The organism is Reyranella sp. (genome assembly GCF_017305915.1).
Taxonomy (GTDB): Bacteria; Pseudomonadota; Alphaproteobacteria; order Reyranellales; family Reyranellaceae; genus Reyranella.
In genome coordinates this window covers 74,971-93,461 of sequence record NZ_JAFKJN010000025.1, presented here as the reverse complement: position 1 = coordinate 93,461, position 18,491 = coordinate 74,971, and the positions used below count along the sequence as shown (strand labels likewise).

Genomic DNA, 18,491 nt, shown 5'->3' with positions numbered 1-18,491 from the left:
AGGGATCAATCATGCGCCGCCGCACACTTCTCACAGGAGCTGCTGCCACCGCCGCGGCCGCTGCAAATCTCCTGCCATCGGGCGGCTTCGCCCAGGCCAAGACCCAGACCGTCAACATGCAGCTCGGCTGGCTCGCCTCCAACAACAACATCGGCGAGGTGGTCGCCAGCCAGCTCGGCTACTTCGAGGAGGAGAAGCTCCACGTCGTGATCCAGCCCGGCGGACCCAGCATCGACGGCGTGGCGATCGTGGCCTCGGGGCGCTGCGAGATCGGCCAGGTGTCGTCGAGCCCGTCGCTGATGCTGGCGGCGTCGCAGAAGATCCCGGTCAAGTGCTTCGCCACGGCCCTGCAGCAGCACCCCTACACCTTCTTCTCCCTGGAGAAGAAGCCGATCCGCACGCCCAAGGACATGGTCGGCAAGAAGATCGGCATCCAGGCGACCGGCAAGATCCTGCTGACCGCGCTGCTCAAGAAGCACAACATCCCCGAGAAGGACGTCGAGGTGGTCGTCGTCGGCGCCGACTTCACGCCATTGCTGACCGGCCAGGTCGACGCCTTCACCGGCTGGCTGACCTCGACCACGGCGATCAAGGCGCTGGGCCAGCCGCCGGTCACGCTGCGGCTGTGGGACGCGGGCGTGCAGCTCTATGCCCTGCCGCTCTACGCCACCAAGGACACGCTGGAGAAGAAAGGGCCAATGGTCGCCGGCTTCCTCAAGGCGATGGCGAAGGGCTACGCCTATGCGCAGAAGGAGCCGGAGAAATCGGCCGACCTCCTGATCAAGGCCTATCCCAACTTCAAGCGTGACGACGAGCTCGAGGGCCTGAAAGTGCTGCTGAAGTTCGCCTTCAACGACAACACCAAGGCCAACGGCTGGGGCGCCTTCGATGCCAAGGTGTGGCAGGACCAGATCACGCTCTACGACGAGCTGAAGCAGTTCACCGCCGGCGCGCCCAAGCTCGACGACGTGATCACGTCTGCGATCCTCGACCAGACCAAGGACGTGCGGCCCAAGCTCGGATGAAATCTCTCGGATGATCCGCAACGCCACGCTGCCCGACGGCAGCCGACACGACATCGAGATCGCGGACGGCCGCATCGCTGCGCTGCGGCCGCCGACGACCTCGGAACCCGCCGTGTTCCTGCTGCCGCCGCTGGTCGACGGCCACATCCATCTCGACAAGACGCTGCTCGGCCTGCCATGGGTGCCGAACCAGGCGGCCGGCAACGCCGTCGCCGACCGCATCGAGGCCGAGCGCAAGGTGCGCGCCAACCGCACCGTCTCCGAGACCGAGACCGGCGCCAACCTGGTGAAGCAGGTCGTGACCAGCGGCACGCTGCACATGCGCAGCCACGTCGACATCGACAACCAGTTGGGCCTCAAGAACCTGCACGCCATCCTGGCGGTGCGCGAGCGCTTCCGCGACCTGGTCACCATCCAGATCGTCGCCTTCCCGCAAAGCGGCGTGATCCGCTCGCCCGGCACGGCTGACCTGCTCGACGCGGCGATCGCCGAGGGCGCCGATCTGGTGGGCGGCCTCGACCCGGTGGGCATCGACCGCGACCTCGACGGCCATCTCGACGCGATCTTCGGTGTCGCAGAGAAGCACGGCGTCGGTGTCGACATCCATCTGCACGACGGCGGCGAAGGCGGCATCACGCAGATGAACGCGATAGCCCGGCGCACGCGCGCGACCGGCCTCAAGGGCAAGGTCGCGATCAGCCACGCCTTCGCCCTCGGCTCGGTGCCGACGGACCTCGCGGCGCGTACCGCCGACACCCTGGCCGAGGCTGGCATCGCCATCATGAGCCACGGGCCGGGCGCCGCGACCATGCCGCCCCTGCCGCTGCTGCGCGCGCATGGCGTCGAGGTGTTCGGCGGCTCCGACAATATCCGCGATGCCTGGTCGCCGTTCGGCAATGGCGACATGCTCGACCGCGCGATGCTGATCGGCTACCGCGCCAACTTCCGCCACGACCACGAGCTCGCCCTGCCCTACGAGATGGTGACGTCCGCCGCTGCCCGCGTGCTGAGCCTCGCCGACTACGGCATCCGGATCGGCGGCCCGGCGGACTTCGTGGCGGTAGAGGCCGAGACCCTGGCCGAGACCGTCGCCGCCCGGCCGCGCCGCAAATGGGTGATGAAAGCCGGTCGCATCGTCGCCCGGGATGGTGTACTGGCGTGACCCTTCTTCCCCTCCCCATTCATATGGGGAGGTGTCGCGTCGGCACTTTCGCACTTCGTGCGAAAGTGCCCTATCCGCGACGGAGGGGTCAGAAGCGCCAACACGACTGCGGCTCATGACCCCTCCGTCGGCGTAAGACGCCGACACCTCCCCATATGAATGGGGAGGGATTCTTAGGGATCTCGTCATGCCTGCGCGTCAGGCGGTGCTCGGCATGGAGCACGCCTCCTTCTTCTATGGCTCGGCCAAGATCTTCGAGGACGTCTCGTTCCTGCTCGACGACGCGCGCACCGCGCTGGTCGGCGAGAACGGCGCCGGCAAGTCGACCCTGCTGAAATGCCTGACCGGCGCGCTGGAGCTGAACGGCGGCCAGATCGTCCGCTCGCGCGGCCTGCGCGTCGGCTCGGTGCCGCAGGACGTGCCCGCGGAGCTGGCCCCGCTGACAGTGCGAGAGGTGCTGCAGCGCTCGCTGGAGCGGATCGGCCAGGGTGACGACTGGTGGCGGCTCGACGTGCTGGCCGAGGAGATCGGCATCGCGCCCGAGACGCTCGACAGGGAGTTCGGCGAGCTGTCGGGCGGCTGGCAGCGGCTGATGCTGATCGCCGGCGCGGCGAAGCTCGAGGAGCCGGACATCCTGATCCTCGACGAGCCGACCAACCATCTCGACCTTGCCAACATCAACACGCTCGAACGCTGGCTGACGGAAGAGTTCGAGATCCCGATGCTGATCGTCAGCCACGACCGCGAGATCCTCGACCGCGTCACCCAGCGCACGCTGTTCCTGCGCAGCGACGGCGTGCACGCCTTCAAGACCCGGTTCTCGGTCGCGCGCGAGGAGCTGCTGCGCCGCGACGCCACGGCTGCGGCGCGCGCCAAGCTCGAGGAGAAAGAGATCAGGCGGCTGGAGCAGGCCGCGGCGCGCTACAAGGTCTGGGCGGTCAAGAATCCCGACCTCAACAAGCGCAAGAATGCCGTCGGAACCCGCATCGCCCGCATCGAGGCCGACCGCACGCAGACCTACGTCGCCCGCGACCGCCGGCTGGAGCTGAGCGACGGCGACATCGACGCGCGCGTGGCGCTGCGACTCGCCAATCTCGACGTGAAGACGCCTGACAGCCGCAAGCTGATCGCAATCGACCGGTTGACCGTCGCCGCCGGCGACCGCATCGCCCTGCTGGGCGTCAATGGCTCGGGCAAGTCGACGCTGCTGTCGGCGCTGGCTGCGGCCTACGATCCCGAGCGCGAGCACTATGACGGGCAGGCGCCGGTGCGCTTCAACCCGTCGTGCCGGCTGGTCTATTTCGACCAGACCATGCAGGACCTGCCGGTGAAGAGCACCATCCTCGACTTTGCCGCAACCGAGGGCACGACCGAGAAGGAGGCGATCCGCATGCTCGCGCAGGCGGGCTTCGCCTTCGCGCGTCTCAAGGAGCCGATCGGCGTACTGAGCCACGGCGAGCGCGCGCGGCTGGTGTTCCTGAAGATGAAGCTGCTGCGGCCCAACTTCTACCTGCTCGACGAGCCGACCAACCATCTCGACATCGAGGGCCAGGAAGACCTCGAGGAGCAGCTCGAGCGCTCCGACGTCTCCTGCCTGTTCGTCAGCCACGACCGCTTCTTTACGCGGACGGCGGCGACGCGCTTCCTCGAGATCCGTCGCGGCCGCCTGGTCGAGATCGACGACCCCGACGCCTTCTTCGACGCCCAGGCATAGAGATAGGGCCTAACTGCGCGTCGCGGCAGCGGCCTTGCGCACCCGCTCGACCTCGGCCCTGATGTCGGCCGCGCCCGACTGGCGGGCGAGCTGGTCGGCGCGGTCGAGCAGGGTCTTGCCGGTCGCGGCGTCGCCCTGCAGCAAAGCGCTGCGGCCGGCGCGCAGGAACAACCCGGCGGCATCGCCGGTGCGGCCCTGGCGCAGCACGGCGTCGCCCGCCAGCGACAGCGCCCGCGCCATGCCGCGATAGTCGAGCGCCAGCCGGCGCTGGTCGGCCGCCTGCTCGAAGTCGCGCGCCGCCCGGTCGGTCGCGCCGGCGAGCATGGCGACGCGGCCGCTAAGCTCCAGCCGGTCGCCCTCCTGGTCCGGCTTCGCCGAGGGCGGGATGGCCGCGAGCGCCTGCGCCAGGCCCTGCGCATCGCCGAGGTCGGCCAGCACGGCGCCGCGGATGTACTGGGCGCGCGTGGCGATCTCCGGCGCCGGCGCGCGGGCCAGCACCTCGCCGGCCGCGGCCAGCGCCTCGTCGACCGCGCCCAGGCGATAGGCCGCGGCAGCCTGCACCAGGATCAGCTCGGCGGGCGGCGCCTGACGGCGGCGTTCGAGCTCGGCGCGGATCTCGCGGCCGGTGCGCGCGGCGTCGGCCGCCGAACCCGCCCGCAGCTGCGCCACGGCGAGGTTGTAGCCGACATCGCCGATCGCGGCGGCATCGTCTCGCTCGTAGGCCACCGCGAGCGCCGCGCGGTACTGCTTGATCGCGTCGGCGGTGCGGTTGACGGCGAGCGCGCGCGTGCCGGCCTGGTTGGCCTGCTCGAGGCGCCGGTCGGGCGGCGGGCTTTCGTCGGCCGGCGTGCTGCTGCCGCAGGCGGCGAGGAGCAGCAGCAGCAGAAGCGCAGCCGGCCGCCAGGTCACGGCCAAGGTCACGGGCGGACCTCGCCTGCCGGCGCGCGCCGGCTCGCAGGCGTCGCGGGCGCCGACGAGCCGCCGAGCAGCCAGTGATGGCGCAGCTGGCCGAGCAGAAATTCGAGCTCGCGCGCCGTCGTCTCGGTCTGCAGCAGCAGCGCCGGCATCGAATCGGCGGTCGCCGTCACGCTGTCGGTGAGCTTGCCGACGCGCGGGCTGGCGCTCGCCAGGTTCTTCGACAGCGTCTGCAGCGAGGCGAGGATCTCGTCGGTGCGCTGGACCATGCCGGGCAAGCGCGCATCCTTCGACGTGCGCTCGAGCTCGGCCATCAGGCCGTTGGCGTGGGTCATCGCCGATTGCGCGGCGGCCAGCGCGGCCTGCAGGTCGGCCACCATCTTGTCGTCGGCGAGGAACTTGCCGAGCGCGCCCTCGCCGCGTTCCAGCCGCTGGGTGAGCGTCGCGGCAGACTGCAGCGTCTGCTGCAGCGGCCCCGCCTTGTCGACCACGGCATTGGCGTTGGCGATCACCTTGTGCATCTCGTCGAGCAGCGGCAGGAACCTCGCCTGCACCTGCTCGATCAGCTGGCCGATATTGTCGGTCGGCCCGCGCTCGGTCCCGGCGTTGAGCACGGCGAACCCCCAGTCGAGCTCGGCGCCGTGGCCGCGCGAGATGTCGACGTACGACGCGCCGGCGATGCCGAACTGGCGGCGGATGACGACCTGGGAATCGCGACGGATGAAGGGCTGCATCTGGCGGTCGATGCGCAGCTCGGCATGCATGCGCTGGCTGGGCTCGATGACGATGCGCCGGATCTCGCCGGCGCGGGTGCCGAGCACCTGCACTTCCGCGCCCTGCGCCAGGCCCGAGACGCCCGCTTCGGGCAGCACGATGCGCAGGGTCAGCGAGGCCTGGAACCACTCCTTCAGCAGGCCGGCATTGACCAGCGCGCCGGCGAACAGCACGACGCACAGCACCACCACCGCGCCGACCGCCTGGTTGAACTGGTGGATGCCGAGGCTCGAGCGGTTCATGGCCCCCTCCCGGCGCGAACCAGGCCGCGCTCGGTAAGCCGCAGGATGTGATCGGCCGCCACGAAGCGCGCCGCCGGCGCCGCGAGCGAGCCCAGCAGCCACAGCACCGCGCCGCCGCGATCGCGCACCGCGCCGATCGCCTGGGCGAGCGGCAGGCCGAGCTCGGCCATGCCCTCGAGCGTGGGGTCGGCGATAAGCACCAGCTCGGGCGCGCCGAGGAAGGCGCGCACGCAGGCGGTGCGCACTAGGTCGCCGGGATGGACCGTCTCGCGCGTCGGCGTCGGCAGGCCGGCGAGGCCGAAGCGCCGCGCGAGCGCCGTCGCCTCGGCGACGACATCGTCCTCGGCGAGGTCGCTGTGGTAGAGCTGCGGCACCAGCACGAGCTGGGCCACCGGCACGTGCGCCGGCCAGACCTGCGTGCCCATCAGGGTGCCGATCCGGCGGCGGCGCGCCAGCCGCTCGCGATAGCCCTGCGCCTGCCACGATGCCCCGAGGCACCAGGCCTCGCCCTGCGCCGGGTCGCTGAGGCCGAGGCAGAGGTCGATGAAGCCCTCGACGTCCTCGTCCTCGGTCTCGACCAGGGCCACCTCGCGATGGCCGAGATCGAAGTCGGCCCGCGACACGCCGCGCAGCGAGAGGACGAAGGCTTGCGGATCGGCCATGTCATGCCGCCAGGTCGAAGACGCCGTTGACGATCAGGATGGCGAGGGCGGCGCGGGCGAAGCCGCGCTGCACCAGCCGCTGCAGCTCGTAGGTCTGGGTGGCGCGGGCCAGCGCGGTGGCGCTGCAAACCAGCGCGATCGCCATCCCGATCGCCATGCACTTGGCCGGCGGGACGATGAAGTCCTCGAAATCCATGGCGAACAGCACGTTCTGGCCGAACCGCCAGATCGGCACCGTGACGATGCCCAGCGCCGAGGCGATCAGGTAGCCCGCCACAAGGGTCGACATGATCAGCAGGGTGCAGAGGCAGAAGGCGCCGACCGAGAAGGCCAGCATGCGCGGCATCACCAGCAGCGTCATCGGGTCGACGCCCTGGCGCTCGAGCATGCGCAGCCAGCCGGCCGGCCGCGCCTCGCCGAGCGTGACCAGGATGGCGGTGCCGACTCGGCCGAAGATGATCAGCCCGACCACGACCGGCGCGATCTCGCGCACCAGCAGGCGCACGACGATGGTGCCGACCAGCTCGATCTGGCCCGCGGTCTGCAGCCAGTAGACGACCTGCGTCACCAGCACGACGCCCAGCAGCAGGCCGGTCCCCAGCGTCGTCCCTGCCGACTGCACGGCGACGCCATGCAGCGCCTCCATGAAGTTGGCGCGCACCGGCCGCCGCCACGAGTCGCGGCGCAGCGCCGCCGCCACCGCGGTGGTGCAGAAGGCGGCGAACACCAGCATCGCCTCGAGCCGGCGCAGCACCGCCGCACCGGTCGCGGCCAGCAGGTTGCCGAGCCGGCCGCCCGGCGGCCGGCGTGCCGCCCGCGACGGCGGGCTCACAGCGCTCCCACCAGCACGAAGGTGCGCATGGTGCCGGTCTCGGGCAGGAAATAGCTGCCGCGCTGGCGGAACAGGAAGTCACCCGACAGGATCTGGTAGGCAGTCTCCGACACGGTGATGGCGCGCCGGCTGCCGCTGCCGGCCAGCACCTTGGCGACGGCGATCGCACCGCCCCACAGGCTGTGACCGTTGCCGAGCGACGTCGCCATCACCGGGCCGACATCGATCGCGACCCGGAACTCCGAACCCTCGCCCCACTCCGCGGTCAGCTCGATCAGCCGGTTGCGCAGCTCCAGCGCCACCATCGCCACGGCGCGCGCGCCGAGCGCCGCCGATTGCCCGGCTGCATGCGCGACCAGGACGACCTGGTCGTCGTTCAGCACCGCGTAGGCGAGCGGGCTCTTCATCACTGCGCCCTGGATCCGCTCGATCACCGCATCCATGCGCGCCCGCTGGCCGCCGTCGGCGCGGGCCACCGTCAGCCAGTCCGGCAGGCGGATGACCGCGACCGCCGCCGGATCGAGCCGGCCGGCGGCGAGGTCAGCCGGCGACAGCGCGTAGTGCAGCAGCCGCTGCTCGAGGCCGGCCTGCCGCTCGCCGAGCGCGCGCTCGACCTTCTGGTCCGCCGCGTGTTGCGGGTCGGCCGTCTCGGGTGGGGCCGGCGCCTGCGCGGCGGCCGGCAGATAGCGCAGCGCCAGCAGGCTGGCGAGGGCGGCGCAGAACTCGGCCATGCCGGCATCGGCCTGGCCGCGCACCGGCTCCTCGACCTGGAGCATGCCGAGCACCCGGTCGCCGGAATGGATCGGCGTGATGTGCACGCCCTCGATGCCGAGCGGCCGGAGATAATGGGCGGCAAGCTCGCGCGTGCGCGGCTCGCGCGCGGCATGCGGCGCGTCGATCGTCGCCCCTTTCTCCAGCGCATCGAACAGGCCGGCGAACTCGTCGCGATGCAGCTGGGCACCCGCGGTATGGGCCTGGCCGATGCGGTCGAAATTGTCCTCGCAGACCAGGGTGCGGCCGGCCGCGGTCAGGTACCAGACGCCGACCCGCTTGCCGGCGCAGATCTCGGCCGCCCGCTCGGTCGCCTCGCGCACGCCGTCGGCCGAGGCGCGATCCATCAGGTGCGAGGCGGCGGCGAGCTCGCTCAGCGTCTGGGAGCGCGCCTCGAGGGCCGCCTGGCGCTCGCGTGCCGCCCGGTCGCGGCGCTCGGCCTTGAGGCCGCGCCACATCATCAGCGCGGCCAGCGCCACGACCAGCAGCAGCACCACCGCCGACAGCGCCAGCGCCAGCCAGCCGCTCGACTGCACGAAGCCCAGCAGGTCCGATTCGCGGGCTACGATCAGCACCGACCAGTTGCGCCCGGTCAGCGCCCTGAGCGCCCCCGACGACACGATGATGCGCTGGCCGTCGACCTCGAGCACCTTGCGGCTGAAGCCCTCGACCCGCAGCCGGTTGTAGATGCGGGTCAGCGTCGGGTCGCCGAGATCGTCGAGCTGCGGCAGCGCCGCGCCCTCCTTGGCCTTCGTCAGCCAGTCGTCGGAGGGATAGGCGATCACCCGGCCCTTGGCGTCGATCACCATCGCCTTGCCGTGCACGCCGATCTCGAGGCTCTTGAGGAAGCTGCTGAGGGCCGCCAGCTCGATGTCGACGCCGAGCACCGAGACCAGCCGTCGGTTGGCGCCGTAGTGCGGCAGCGCGTAGGTGATGCCCGGCCGGCGCACCGTGAAGAAGAGGTAAGGCGTGGTCCAGAACGGCCTGCCCTCCTCGACCGCGCCCTTGTACCAGGAGCGCGTCAGCACGTCGAAGGTGTCGCCGGGATCGTCCGCCGTCCCGAGCACCTCGCCGTCGGCGCTGCGGCGGGTCCAGGTGACCTTGCGGCCGCCGCCGCGGCGATCGATCAGCTTGCTGTCGAGGCCGCCCTGGGCATTGCGGCTGATGTAGAGGAAGTTGCCCGCGGGATCGCCGTAGCTGAAGCCGGTGAGCTGCGGGTACTTGCCGATGGTCGCCAGCACGAACGGCTCGACCGCCAGCGCGCCGTCGAACACGCCGCGCTCGCCGCCGATGGCGCGCGCCGATTCGAGGAACTGCTCGGCCGGCTGCAGGTAGGCGCCCATCTGCAGCGCGATGCGCTGGTCGACGGCGTCGATCAGGTCGTTGGACAGAACGACCGCGCCGCGCCGGTTGGTGTCGTAGACATAGGTGGCGATCACGCCGCCGATCGCCATGACGGCCAGCACCGCCGCGATCGGCGCGCCACTCACGATCCACCGCCAGCCGCGACTGCCCCCGGGGGCCGTACGACCGGCGCAATCCGCTCGCTTGGGTAGGTCACGGCCACGGCGAAATAGTCACCAATCATCGCAACCGACGCAAGCGGCCTGCTCGGACCGGCCGATACAAATGTCTCGCGATGGTGTTGCCGGCGGCTAGCGCGTGATGGTCACGCTGCCCGAGGTGCCGGTCGGCGGCTTGATGTCGCCGCCGATGGTCGGCAGGGTCGAGGGCGACGCGGCCAGCGGCCCGATCGCGAAAATGCCGCCATCAGCACCGCTTGCAGGACCCCAAGCATGGCCTCTGACCTCCAGGTCGCCTTCTCTTGGAAAGCGTTCCTGGAGGCCAAAGGTTCCCGCGCCCCACCGATGACTTTGCTGCCTACGCCACCTCGAGCTCGTACTCGTCGAACTCGGCGATGCGCTTGGCCTCGCTGGCGCCGATCGCCGCGGCCGAGGCATCGCAGATCCGCGACGCCGCCTCGGGCTGCAGCGCCCATTCGGCCATGCGCAGGTAGAGCACGGTGGCCTTGCGCGCGCCCTCGACCAGGTCGTTGAGATGGCGCGGCTTGAGGTCGGCCTTGGCCAGCGCCGCCAGGCTCTTCGAGCCGGGCGCCACCGCCTCGTGCTCCTGCAGGACGATGAACCGGCTGTTCGAGCGGTCGAGGAAGTCGCCGTGCAGCGCCTGCTGCATCCATTGCCGCGCCGGCCCGGAACCGATGTTGTCGAGCAGCACGGTGGCGCCCAGCCGGACGAACGGCCGCTTGTGCATGACCGACCGGAAGTAGGCGTGCCACAGCTCGACATCGACGCTGATCGGCAGCGGCGCCAGGCCGAACGCCGCGAGGTCCTTGGCGGCGACCAGGAACTTGAGCTCGTCCTCGTTGGCGACGCGATAGAGGAACTCGCGCAGCGGGCGGCGGCGCGCCAGGTCGCGATGCGCGGCGATCGCCAGCAGGTAGACCTGGACGTCGCGGGTCAGGTGATACTGGAACGACAGGTAGCGGACATACTGGTCGCGGTCGGGGCGCCGTACGGCGAGCGAGGCGGCCAATAGATCGGCGAAGCGTTGCTGGGCATCGGCGATGCAGTCATGGAGACCGCGGAGCGTGGTCGCAGGCATGGTATCGGACCTGGGTCGCTAGGAGTTGGGGTCGCTAGAGTTGGATCGGGAATCGGGGACCGGGACGCGCAGCCCGGCCGGCCGCAGGGCCTCAGCGATAGGCATCGGGATCACCGTAGGCCCGGCCGGTCAGGTAAGGTTCGACCGAGCCACACCAGCGCGCTTGGACGCCACTGTCATCCGCCCGTCGCGAGAGAGCTTTCGCGACAATCGCGTCGGCAAACTCGTCGATCGAGGGAAGACGCCCCACCTGCTCCCGGCGGCGTCGCAGGAATCCAGGTATGGCTCGGTCGATCAGTGAAGCAGTGGTCGTGCCTTCGATGATGTCGCTGCTGACGACATGAAGGCGGGCCTGGTGGCGGGCGAACAGGTCGCTCATCCGCCGCAGGCACTGCTCGCCGGACTGCATGGACAGCGCAACATGCGCATAGAGCGGCAGCACCGGCTGGTGATAGTAGAAGTGGGCACCGTGGCTGGTGACATAGATGACGTTGGCGTCAGGTGCGCACAGCGGCATCGCCGCCGTCGCCAGCGCCACGGGCGCGTAACAGTTGAGTGCCATGGCATAAGGCAGGTCCTTGCCCGGCTCGAGGCCGCCATTGGCCGACAGCACGATTGCATTGTAGGGCTCGTAGGCGCCGACCTGCTGGACCACCCGTTCGAGATCGTCCTGCCGGGTCAGGTCGCCGGAGACCAGATCGCAGCGCCGGCCGTGGCGGGCGATGACGGCGGCGACGCTCGCAGCGCGCTTGTGCTTCTCGTGGTAGCACAGGGTGATGTCGCAACCTTGGTTGGCGAGCTCGATGGCGACCTTGGCGCCGATGCCGCGCGAACCGCCGGTGACGAGGGCCCGCGGGGCTGTACTGGAGGTCTTGGTATGAGGCACGCTGTTTCCCCGGTTTTGATGATGCCATCTTCCGGGCCGGGGGTTCGCAGGGCGTGATTTGATCGCTCGCGAAACGTGAATAGCGCATAGGCCATATTGAATTTTCGAGTCCAATGAGTTGTGCTCGACTCGGGAGAGGTAGATGACGAGTCCGCAATGGACTTTCTCACTCAGTCTCATGGGGCAGTTCCGGCTGGCGACGCCGGATGGGGTTCGAGTTGAGATAGCCAGCACCAAGGCCATGGCCCTGGTCGCCATGCTTGCCGTGTCGAAGGACGGCGAGCGTTCGCGCGGCTGGCTGCAGGACCGCCTGTGGGGCAGCCGCCAGCGGGCGCAGGCGCAAAGCAGCCTGCGGCGCGAGCTGTCGAGCCTGCGCAAGTGCCTCAATCGCGCCGGCAAGGACGCGCTGATCTGCGAGCATCATCGGGTCAGCCTCGACCTCTCCCAGTTCAAGATCGACATCCGTTCCTTCAGCGACGGCGAAAATTTCCCGGCGCCCGGCATCCGGGTCGCCGGCGAGTTCCTCGAGGGCATCGACATCCCGGGCGAGGAAGGCTTCGAGGAATGGCTGCGCGAGCAGCGCCAGGTCTTCCATCCCAACTCGCTGTCGTCGATCGGCACCGCCGCCATCCAGCAGGTCGCTTTGCCGCAGACCGACCTGTTCAGCGGCCAGTCGCTGGCGGCGCCGCGCTTCGGCGACCGGCCGGCATTGGCGGTCCTGCCGTTCGCCAACCAGACCGGCGAGGCGGCCAACGACTATCTCAGCGAGGGCCTGAGCGAGGACCTGATCGACCGCCTGTCGCGGCTACGCTGGCTGCCGGTGATCGCGCGCAACTCGAGCTTCGCCTTCCCCGCCGGCTCGGCCGACCCGCGCACGGTCGGCGACCGCCTCGGCGCCCGTTACGTGCTGGAAGGCCGCCTGCGTCAGGCGCCGCCGGGCTACCAGATCGCGCTCGCGCTGTCGGATGCCACGACCAACACCACCTTCTGGACCCACAAGAAGCCGCTGCCGCGCGAGCAGTCGCAGGACGCGCTCGATCCGATCGTCGCCGATCTGGTCGGCGCGCTCGACGCGCAGATCGACCACCAGGAGCAGCTGCGCGCCCGCGGCAACCGCCAGAACCGGCTGGAGTTCAACGACCTGATCTGGCGCGGCCGCTGGTACATGAACCACCTGGAGCGCGGCGACGCCGAGAAGGCGCGCGAGCTGTTCGATCAGGCGCTGGCGCTCGAGCCGGATTCGCCCGAGGCGCTGATCCAGGCGACCTACTGCATCGGCTGGACGATCTGGGCCAATCGCGGCAACCGCGAGCAGATCAAGGAGATGCGCCGGATGGCGCATCGTGCCATCGCCGCCGATCGGACCGACGGCCGCGGCCACATGCTGGCGGGCATCGCCGAGCTGTGGCTGCGCCAGACCGACCGGGCGCGGGCGCTGCTGCGGCGCGCGGTCGAGCTCAACCCCAGCCTCAGCCAGGCGCATGCCCAGCTCGGCTGCCAGTTCAATCTCTGCGGCGAGCCGCAGGCGGCGATCGCGCCGCTGCGCATGGCCCAGCGGCTCAGCCCCAACGACATCCAGGGGTTCTTCGTCATCGGCGAGCTCGCCTTGGCCCACTGGATGCTGGGCCAGCACGCCGAGGCGATCGCCGAGGCCGACCAGTCGCTGATCCGCCGGCCCGCCTACTGGTACGCCGCGGTGGTGAAGATCAACTCGCTGGTCGCGACCAAGAACCTGCCGGCGGCGCGGCGCACGCTCGACGAGCTGCTGGCGGTCAAGTCCGACTTCAGCTCGAGCTACATCGAGTGGATTCCGTTCATCGACAAGCGCTGGAACCAGAAGCTCGCCGAGGGCCTGTCCAAGGTCTTCCCGGGCGGTGGCGGCAGCGGCAGTGTCGTTAGGTTGCGTGCCTGAACATATTGGTATTGGGGGTACCTGGGAATGTTCGAGCTGAAGTACTTCGACACGATCAGGCGCTATGAGAAGGACGAGGCGAGCGGCAAGCTCGAATACCCGCCGTTCGACATCAAGGATCTCGGCGTCGACAACAACTTCCGCCGGGCCGGCCGCTGGCTGCAGCGCTACGGCTTCATCTTCGTCGGCTGGTTCGTGCGCACGCTGTGGCCGTTCCCGTTCTTCCGCATCGGCCGCGCCATCATAGTCGGCGGCTACGACGACGTCGTCGCGGTCCTGAAGAATCGCGACGACTTCCGGGTGCCGTTCGGTCCCGAGATGATGGCGATCACCCGGTACACTAACTTCGTGCTTGGCCTTGATGGCCAGGAGCACGACGACCAGCGGGCGCTGATGGAGGCCGCCGTCCCCGACCGCGCTGCCGATCTCAAGCGGATCCTCGACACCACACGCGATTACACCGAGAAGCTGCTCGCCAGCTCGGGCGGCCAAATCGACGTGATGCGCGACCTGCTCGGCCGCGTCTTCACCGAGAGCGCCGACGAGTATTTCGGCCTCAACCTCGACGAGCCGAACGCCTTCCTCGACCGCTCCTTCGCGATCTCCAACGTCATCTTCGCCGACCCGTTCGGCAACAAGACCTCCCGCAAAGCGGCGATCTCGGGCGCACTGCGCTTCCGCTACATGATCGACCGGGCGATCGACAACGCCAAGACCGACCCGCGCGACACCTTCATCCGGCGCCTGGTCGTGCTCAAGTGCGCGGAGAACGGCGGCACGCTGTCGGACGAGGCCAAGGACCTGATCCGCTCGATCGCCATCGGCACGCTGACCGGCCTGATCCCGACCAACTCGCTCAGCGCCGGCAAGATCCTCGAGGAGCTGCTGCGGCACCCGAAGTTCTTCGAAGAGGCCAAGCAGGTCGCGCGCGACTTCAAGGACAAGACGAAGAGCGCCGGCGAGAGCCAGCGCGCCCGTGCGCGCCTCAGGGCCATCCTGTTCGAGGCGGCACGGCTCAATCCGGCGCTGTTCCCGGGCCAGTGGCGCTATGCGCCCAAGGAGGCCCGGATCGGCGGCAAGACGGTGCCGGGCGGCTCGGTCCTGATGGTGGCGACCATGTCGGCGCTGCGCGACCGCAGGATATTCGCCGAACCGGGCCGGTTCTGGCCGGACCGCGGCAACGCCGACAAGACCTGGCTGATGTTCGGCGCCGACAGCCACGTGTGCTTCGGCATCTGGGTGGCGATCGAGCAGTTCACCGAGATCTTCGGCCTGCTGCTGTCGCAGCCCGACATCCGGACGTCCGACAAGGAAGTCGGCTGGTCGACCTATATCGGGCCGTTCCCGCGGCGGCTCGACATGCTGTTCACGACCGACCTGGCGCCGCGCAAGCAGGAGCTGATCACCATCCAGGCGCGCCTGCGGTCCGACGTCGAGCTCTCAGACCTGCAGCGTCAGCTCGAGGCGCTCGGCAATCCGGCGAGCCACGACAGCGGCCTCGGCAAGGCGCTGCGCGACACCGAGCTGGTGCATTTTGCGTCACTGTCGGCGTTCGACGCCAAGGATCCCGACGACGACGAGGCCAAGCCCGACCCGCGCCTGGTGTTCGAGATCAACGCCGACGGCGACGGCGAGCGCGCGCTCGCGGCCATCGCCGACAAGGCCGGAACGGAGCTGCAGCCGATCTTCGCCCAGACGCTGGGCGGCGACCGGCCGCTGCTCGACGTGCTGCGGCGCCAGCGCGTCATCCTCACCTACTCGCCGTGGCAGGCGATCGGCCTCAACTTCAACGGCCTGCCCGACTGCTCGGTGTGCGACGTCGCGATGCAGGAGAAGGTCGCCGACGAAGCGCGTTCGGCCGTCGTCGACCATGTGAAGACGCACGGCGCGCCGGGCAACCGGCCGATCGCGGTGCTGCGAGCTGTCCGGCAGACACTGCGCAAGAAGGGGTACGCCGACGACCTGATCCGGCCGTCGCGCCGGCGCCTCGGTATCACCGAGTGGAGCAATACCGACAAGAACGTGGGGTTGAGCGCCCTGCTGGCCTCGCGGCCGGCGCTCTACGTCAAGCTCTTCCTGGCGCTGCTGCTGCTCGGCCAGGGCGCGCTGATCTATCACTTCATCGTCGAAGATTCCCACGCCCACTGGATCGCCGGCGCCTCCTTCTTCGCCATCCTCGCCATGCTGACCGGGCTGTCGGTCAACGACCGGTACCGGCAGTGGCTGATCTGGTACTGGGCGCGGGTCAGGTACCTCTTCGCCCACGCCGTCGTCGGCCTGACGGTGGTGGCCACGGTCGCCGCCGTCGCGGCGCTCACCGTCGTCAACATCACGGTGGTCGGCTTCGGGCTGTCGGTCATCGGCTTGCCTTCGCTCCCGAGCGACACGCTCGCCGTCATGATCGGCCTCGCCCTGCTGCGCGTGGAGTATGTCTGGGGCGTCTGGCTGCTCGATCGCGGGCGCAAGTCGTTCTCCGTCCTGCGCGACATCACGCTGGTCGCGATCGTGCTCGTCCTGGCGGTCGGCGGCTGGCTGGCCGCGACCCATTGGACCGAGGCGCAGTCGAACGCCGCGAGCCTGTGGTCGCAGCTCGATCTGACGGCGCTGGGCTCGAACCTCCTGCACCTGATCCGCCTCGACAACGCCTTCCTGCGCGACGTCGTCGAGACCCTGAGCTGGATCTTCTACGCCGCGGCCGGCGCCATCGTCTCGACGGCGCTCGGCGCGGCGCTGATCATCGGCACCTTCCTGGCCATCCTGCGCTGGCACGAGATCAAGGACACGGTCGACGAGCGACCGGCCAAGATCGGCAAGATCAGGGAAATCGCGGCCCGCGAGAACGCGCCGGGCTATGCGATGAACCACATCACGGCGGTGACGCCGATGAAGACCGGCTGGTTCCGCAAGCTGACCCTGGCGGTCGCACTGGCCGGCATCGGCAAGCTGGTCCAGTACTGGTACCGGCCGGGCTTCGTGCTCAACATGGGCACGATCCACTATGCAAGGTGGTTCCGCCTGCCCGGCAGCGAGATGCTGGTGTTCTTCTCCAACTACGACGGCAGCTGGGAAAGCTACCTCGAGGACTTCATCACCAAGGCGCACGCCGGCCAGACCGCGGCCTGGAGCAACGGCCGCGGCTTCCCGCCGACGCGCTATCTGATCTACGACGGCGCCCAGGACGGCGCCCGCTTCAAGCGCTGGGTCCGCCTGCAGCAGCAGCCGACGTCCTTCTGGTTCGCGCGCTTCCCGCACCTCACCACCGACCAGATCCGCAACAACGCGGTGATCCATGACGGGCTGATGCGGGCCGAGACCGACTCCGCCGCCGAGGCGTGGCTGAGCTGCTTCGGCAGCATGCCGCGTCCCGATGCGACGATCGAGATGCAGGAGGTGCAGTCGATCGTCTTCCGCGGCTTCCCGAGCCATCCGTTCGGCGCGATGGCGGCGATCACGCTGCCGTCGGGACCCGAGGTCCGCAAGGCGCAGGCCTGGCTGCAGATGGTCGAGCGCAATGTCTGGTTCGGCGAGATCCGCAGCAGCGCCGAAGGGCCGCCGAGCTTCGTCTCCTTCTCGGCCACCGGCCTCGCCAAGCTGCTCGACGAGAGCGGCGTCGACAGCGACGACTACGAGGACCTGCTGGCGTCGTTCCCGCCGGCCTTCCGCATCGGCATGGGCAATCGCGCCAAGATCCTGCGCGACGAGGGCGATTCGGCGCCGGAGTACTGGGCGTGGTCCGACACCGACAATGCCGAGCGGCAGAAGCCTGCGGTCGATGCCCTCGTGCTGGTCTACGGCAAGTCCCCCGACGAGTGCGTGACGGAGATCGATACGCACCGCCAGACGCTCACCGCGATCTTCGGCGAGCCGGGCACGACATGGTCCTGGGAGATGCTCGAGACCCGGCACAACGAGAAGACGATGCGGAAGGAGAACCTGGACGAGCACGACCGTCCCCGCGCCATCTACGAGCACTTCGGCTTCCGGGACGGCATCTCGCAGCCGATCATCCGCGGCACCCAGAAATCGATGCGCAACGTGGCGACGGCCGACCTGGTCGAGGCCGGCGAGGTCGTCCTCGGCTACAAGAACAACGCCGGGCTGATCGATCCGCCGATCACCCTGCCGGCCGAGATCGACACCCGCGACATCCTGCCGATGGACGTCCCGAACCTGGGCTCGCGTTTCCCGCGCTTCGGTGCCGCGCACACCGCGGGGCTGCGCGACTTCGGGCGCAACGGCACCTTCATCGCCGTACGCCAGTACGAGCAGCATGTCGATCGCTTCGAGACGTTCGTCAAAGGCTGGACGCGCGAGCTGACGCGCGACCGGCATGAGCAAGGCAAGCCGGAAGGCCGCTTCGAGACCCTGGTCGGCTGCCCGATCGACGAGGAATGGGTCGCCTCCAAGCTGATGGGCCGGCGGTACGACGGCCGCCCCCTGCTTGGCCGGGTCACCCGGCGCAACGACAACGATTTCAACTTCGGAGTCGACGACCCGCAGGGGCTGCACTGCCCGTGCGGCGCGCACATGCGGCGGGCCAATCCGCGCGGCGGCATGAACCCGGACGATCCGATGGAGATCGACATCACCAAGCGGCACCGCATCCTGCGGCGCGGCCGGCCCTACCAGCGGCAGGATCCGGCCGATCCCAGCCGGCAGGAGAAAGGGCTGCTGTTCATCGGCCTGTGCGCCGACATCGAGCGCCAGTTCGAGTTCCTGCAGCAGAGCTGGATCAGCTCGCCCGCCTTCCAGGGCCTCAGCAACGAGCCCGACCCGATCACCGCCACGGGACCCGGGGTCTTCACGATCCCGACCACCGCGGGGCCGATCCGGCTGAAGCGGAACGAGAGCTTCGTCACCGTGCGCGCCGGCGGCTACTTCTTCATGCCGAGCCGCGCGGCGCTGATCCTGCTGGCCTCGCGCAGCAACGCGCCGCTGCGGCGGAAGCGGGTACCTTAGGCCGCGGTCCGCATG

The 18,491-nt window shown here is 69.5% G+C and carries 12 protein-coding genes; 5 read left to right on the top strand and 7 right to left on the bottom strand.

From position 1 onward, the window contains the following. The first annotated feature begins 11 nt into the window (after positions 1 to 11). From J0J01_RS24035 to J0J01_RS24025, 3 genes are all read left to right on the top strand, one after another. The gene (locus J0J01_RS24035) at positions 12 to 1,025 is read left to right on the top strand and encodes an ABC transporter substrate-binding protein (protein ID WP_296385346.1); all 1,014 of its coding nucleotides are present in this window, start codon (positions 12 to 14) and stop codon (positions 1,023 to 1,025) included. Positions 1,026 to 1,035: 10 nt separating this feature from the next. Further along, the gene (locus tag J0J01_RS24030) at positions 1,036 to 2,187 is read left to right on the top strand and encodes an amidohydrolase family protein (protein ID WP_296385345.1); all 1,152 of its coding nucleotides are present in this window, start codon (positions 1,036 to 1,038) and stop codon (positions 2,185 to 2,187) included. A 187-nt stretch (positions 2,188 to 2,374) separates the two neighbouring features. Beyond that, entirely contained in the window at positions 2,375 to 3,901 is a 1,527-nt protein-coding gene (locus J0J01_RS24025; protein ID WP_296385344.1) for an ABC-F family ATP-binding cassette domain-containing protein, read from the top strand. 9 nt (positions 3,902 to 3,910) lie between these two features. Here the strand turns inward: J0J01_RS24025 and J0J01_RS24020 are convergent, their stop codons facing one another. From J0J01_RS24020 to J0J01_RS23990, 7 genes are all read right to left on the bottom strand, one after another. Further along, positions 3,911 to 4,822, bottom strand: a complete 912-nt coding sequence (locus J0J01_RS24020; protein WP_296385342.1) for a hypothetical protein — start codon at positions 4,820 to 4,822, stop codon at positions 3,911 to 3,913. Next, on the bottom strand, positions 4,819 to 5,832 hold the full coding sequence (locus tag J0J01_RS24015; protein WP_296385341.1) for an MlaD family protein: 1,014 nt from the start codon (positions 5,830 to 5,832) through the stop codon (positions 4,819 to 4,821). The genes J0J01_RS24020 and J0J01_RS24015 overlap by 4 nt, the downstream gene beginning before the upstream one ends. Then, complete coding sequence (locus tag J0J01_RS24010; protein ID WP_296385338.1) at positions 5,829 to 6,494, bottom strand: hypothetical protein; 666 nt, start codon at positions 6,492 to 6,494, stop codon at positions 5,829 to 5,831. The genes J0J01_RS24015 and J0J01_RS24010 overlap by 4 nt, the downstream gene beginning before the upstream one ends. A gap of 1 nt (position 6,495) precedes the next feature. Further along, entirely contained in the window at positions 6,496 to 7,326 is an 831-nt protein-coding gene (locus J0J01_RS24005) for an ABC transporter permease (RefSeq protein WP_296385336.1), read from the bottom strand. Next, positions 7,323 to 9,587 (bottom strand): cache domain-containing protein, encoded by a 2,265-nt coding sequence (locus J0J01_RS24000; RefSeq protein ID WP_296385334.1) that lies wholly within the window; start codon positions 9,585 to 9,587, stop codon positions 7,323 to 7,325. The genes J0J01_RS24005 and J0J01_RS24000 overlap by 4 nt, the downstream gene beginning before the upstream one ends. 391 nt (positions 9,588 to 9,978) lie before the next feature. Continuing rightward, complete coding sequence (locus J0J01_RS23995) at positions 9,979 to 10,719, bottom strand: hypothetical protein (RefSeq protein ID WP_296385332.1); 741 nt, start codon at positions 10,717 to 10,719, stop codon at positions 9,979 to 9,981. A 91-nt stretch (positions 10,720 to 10,810) separates the two neighbouring features. Then, complete coding sequence (locus tag J0J01_RS23990) at positions 10,811 to 11,605, bottom strand: SDR family oxidoreductase (protein WP_296385330.1); 795 nt, start codon at positions 11,603 to 11,605, stop codon at positions 10,811 to 10,813. A 241-nt stretch (positions 11,606 to 11,846) separates the two neighbouring features. On the opposite strand from J0J01_RS23990, the gene J0J01_RS23985 reads away from it, so the two are divergent. Together J0J01_RS23985 and J0J01_RS23980 are read left to right on the top strand one after the other, a co-directional pair. Beyond that, positions 11,847 to 13,517: a tetratricopeptide repeat protein gene (locus tag J0J01_RS23985; RefSeq protein ID WP_296385329.1), complete on the top strand. Its 1,671-nt coding sequence runs from the start codon at positions 11,847 to 11,849 to the stop codon at positions 13,515 to 13,517. A gap of 27 nt (positions 13,518 to 13,544) precedes the next feature. Next, positions 13,545 to 18,476, top strand: coding sequence for a cytochrome P450 (locus J0J01_RS23980; RefSeq protein ID WP_296385327.1), 4,932 nt, complete (start codon positions 13,545 to 13,547; stop codon positions 18,474 to 18,476). The last annotated feature ends 15 nt before the right edge of the window (positions 18,477 to 18,491 follow it).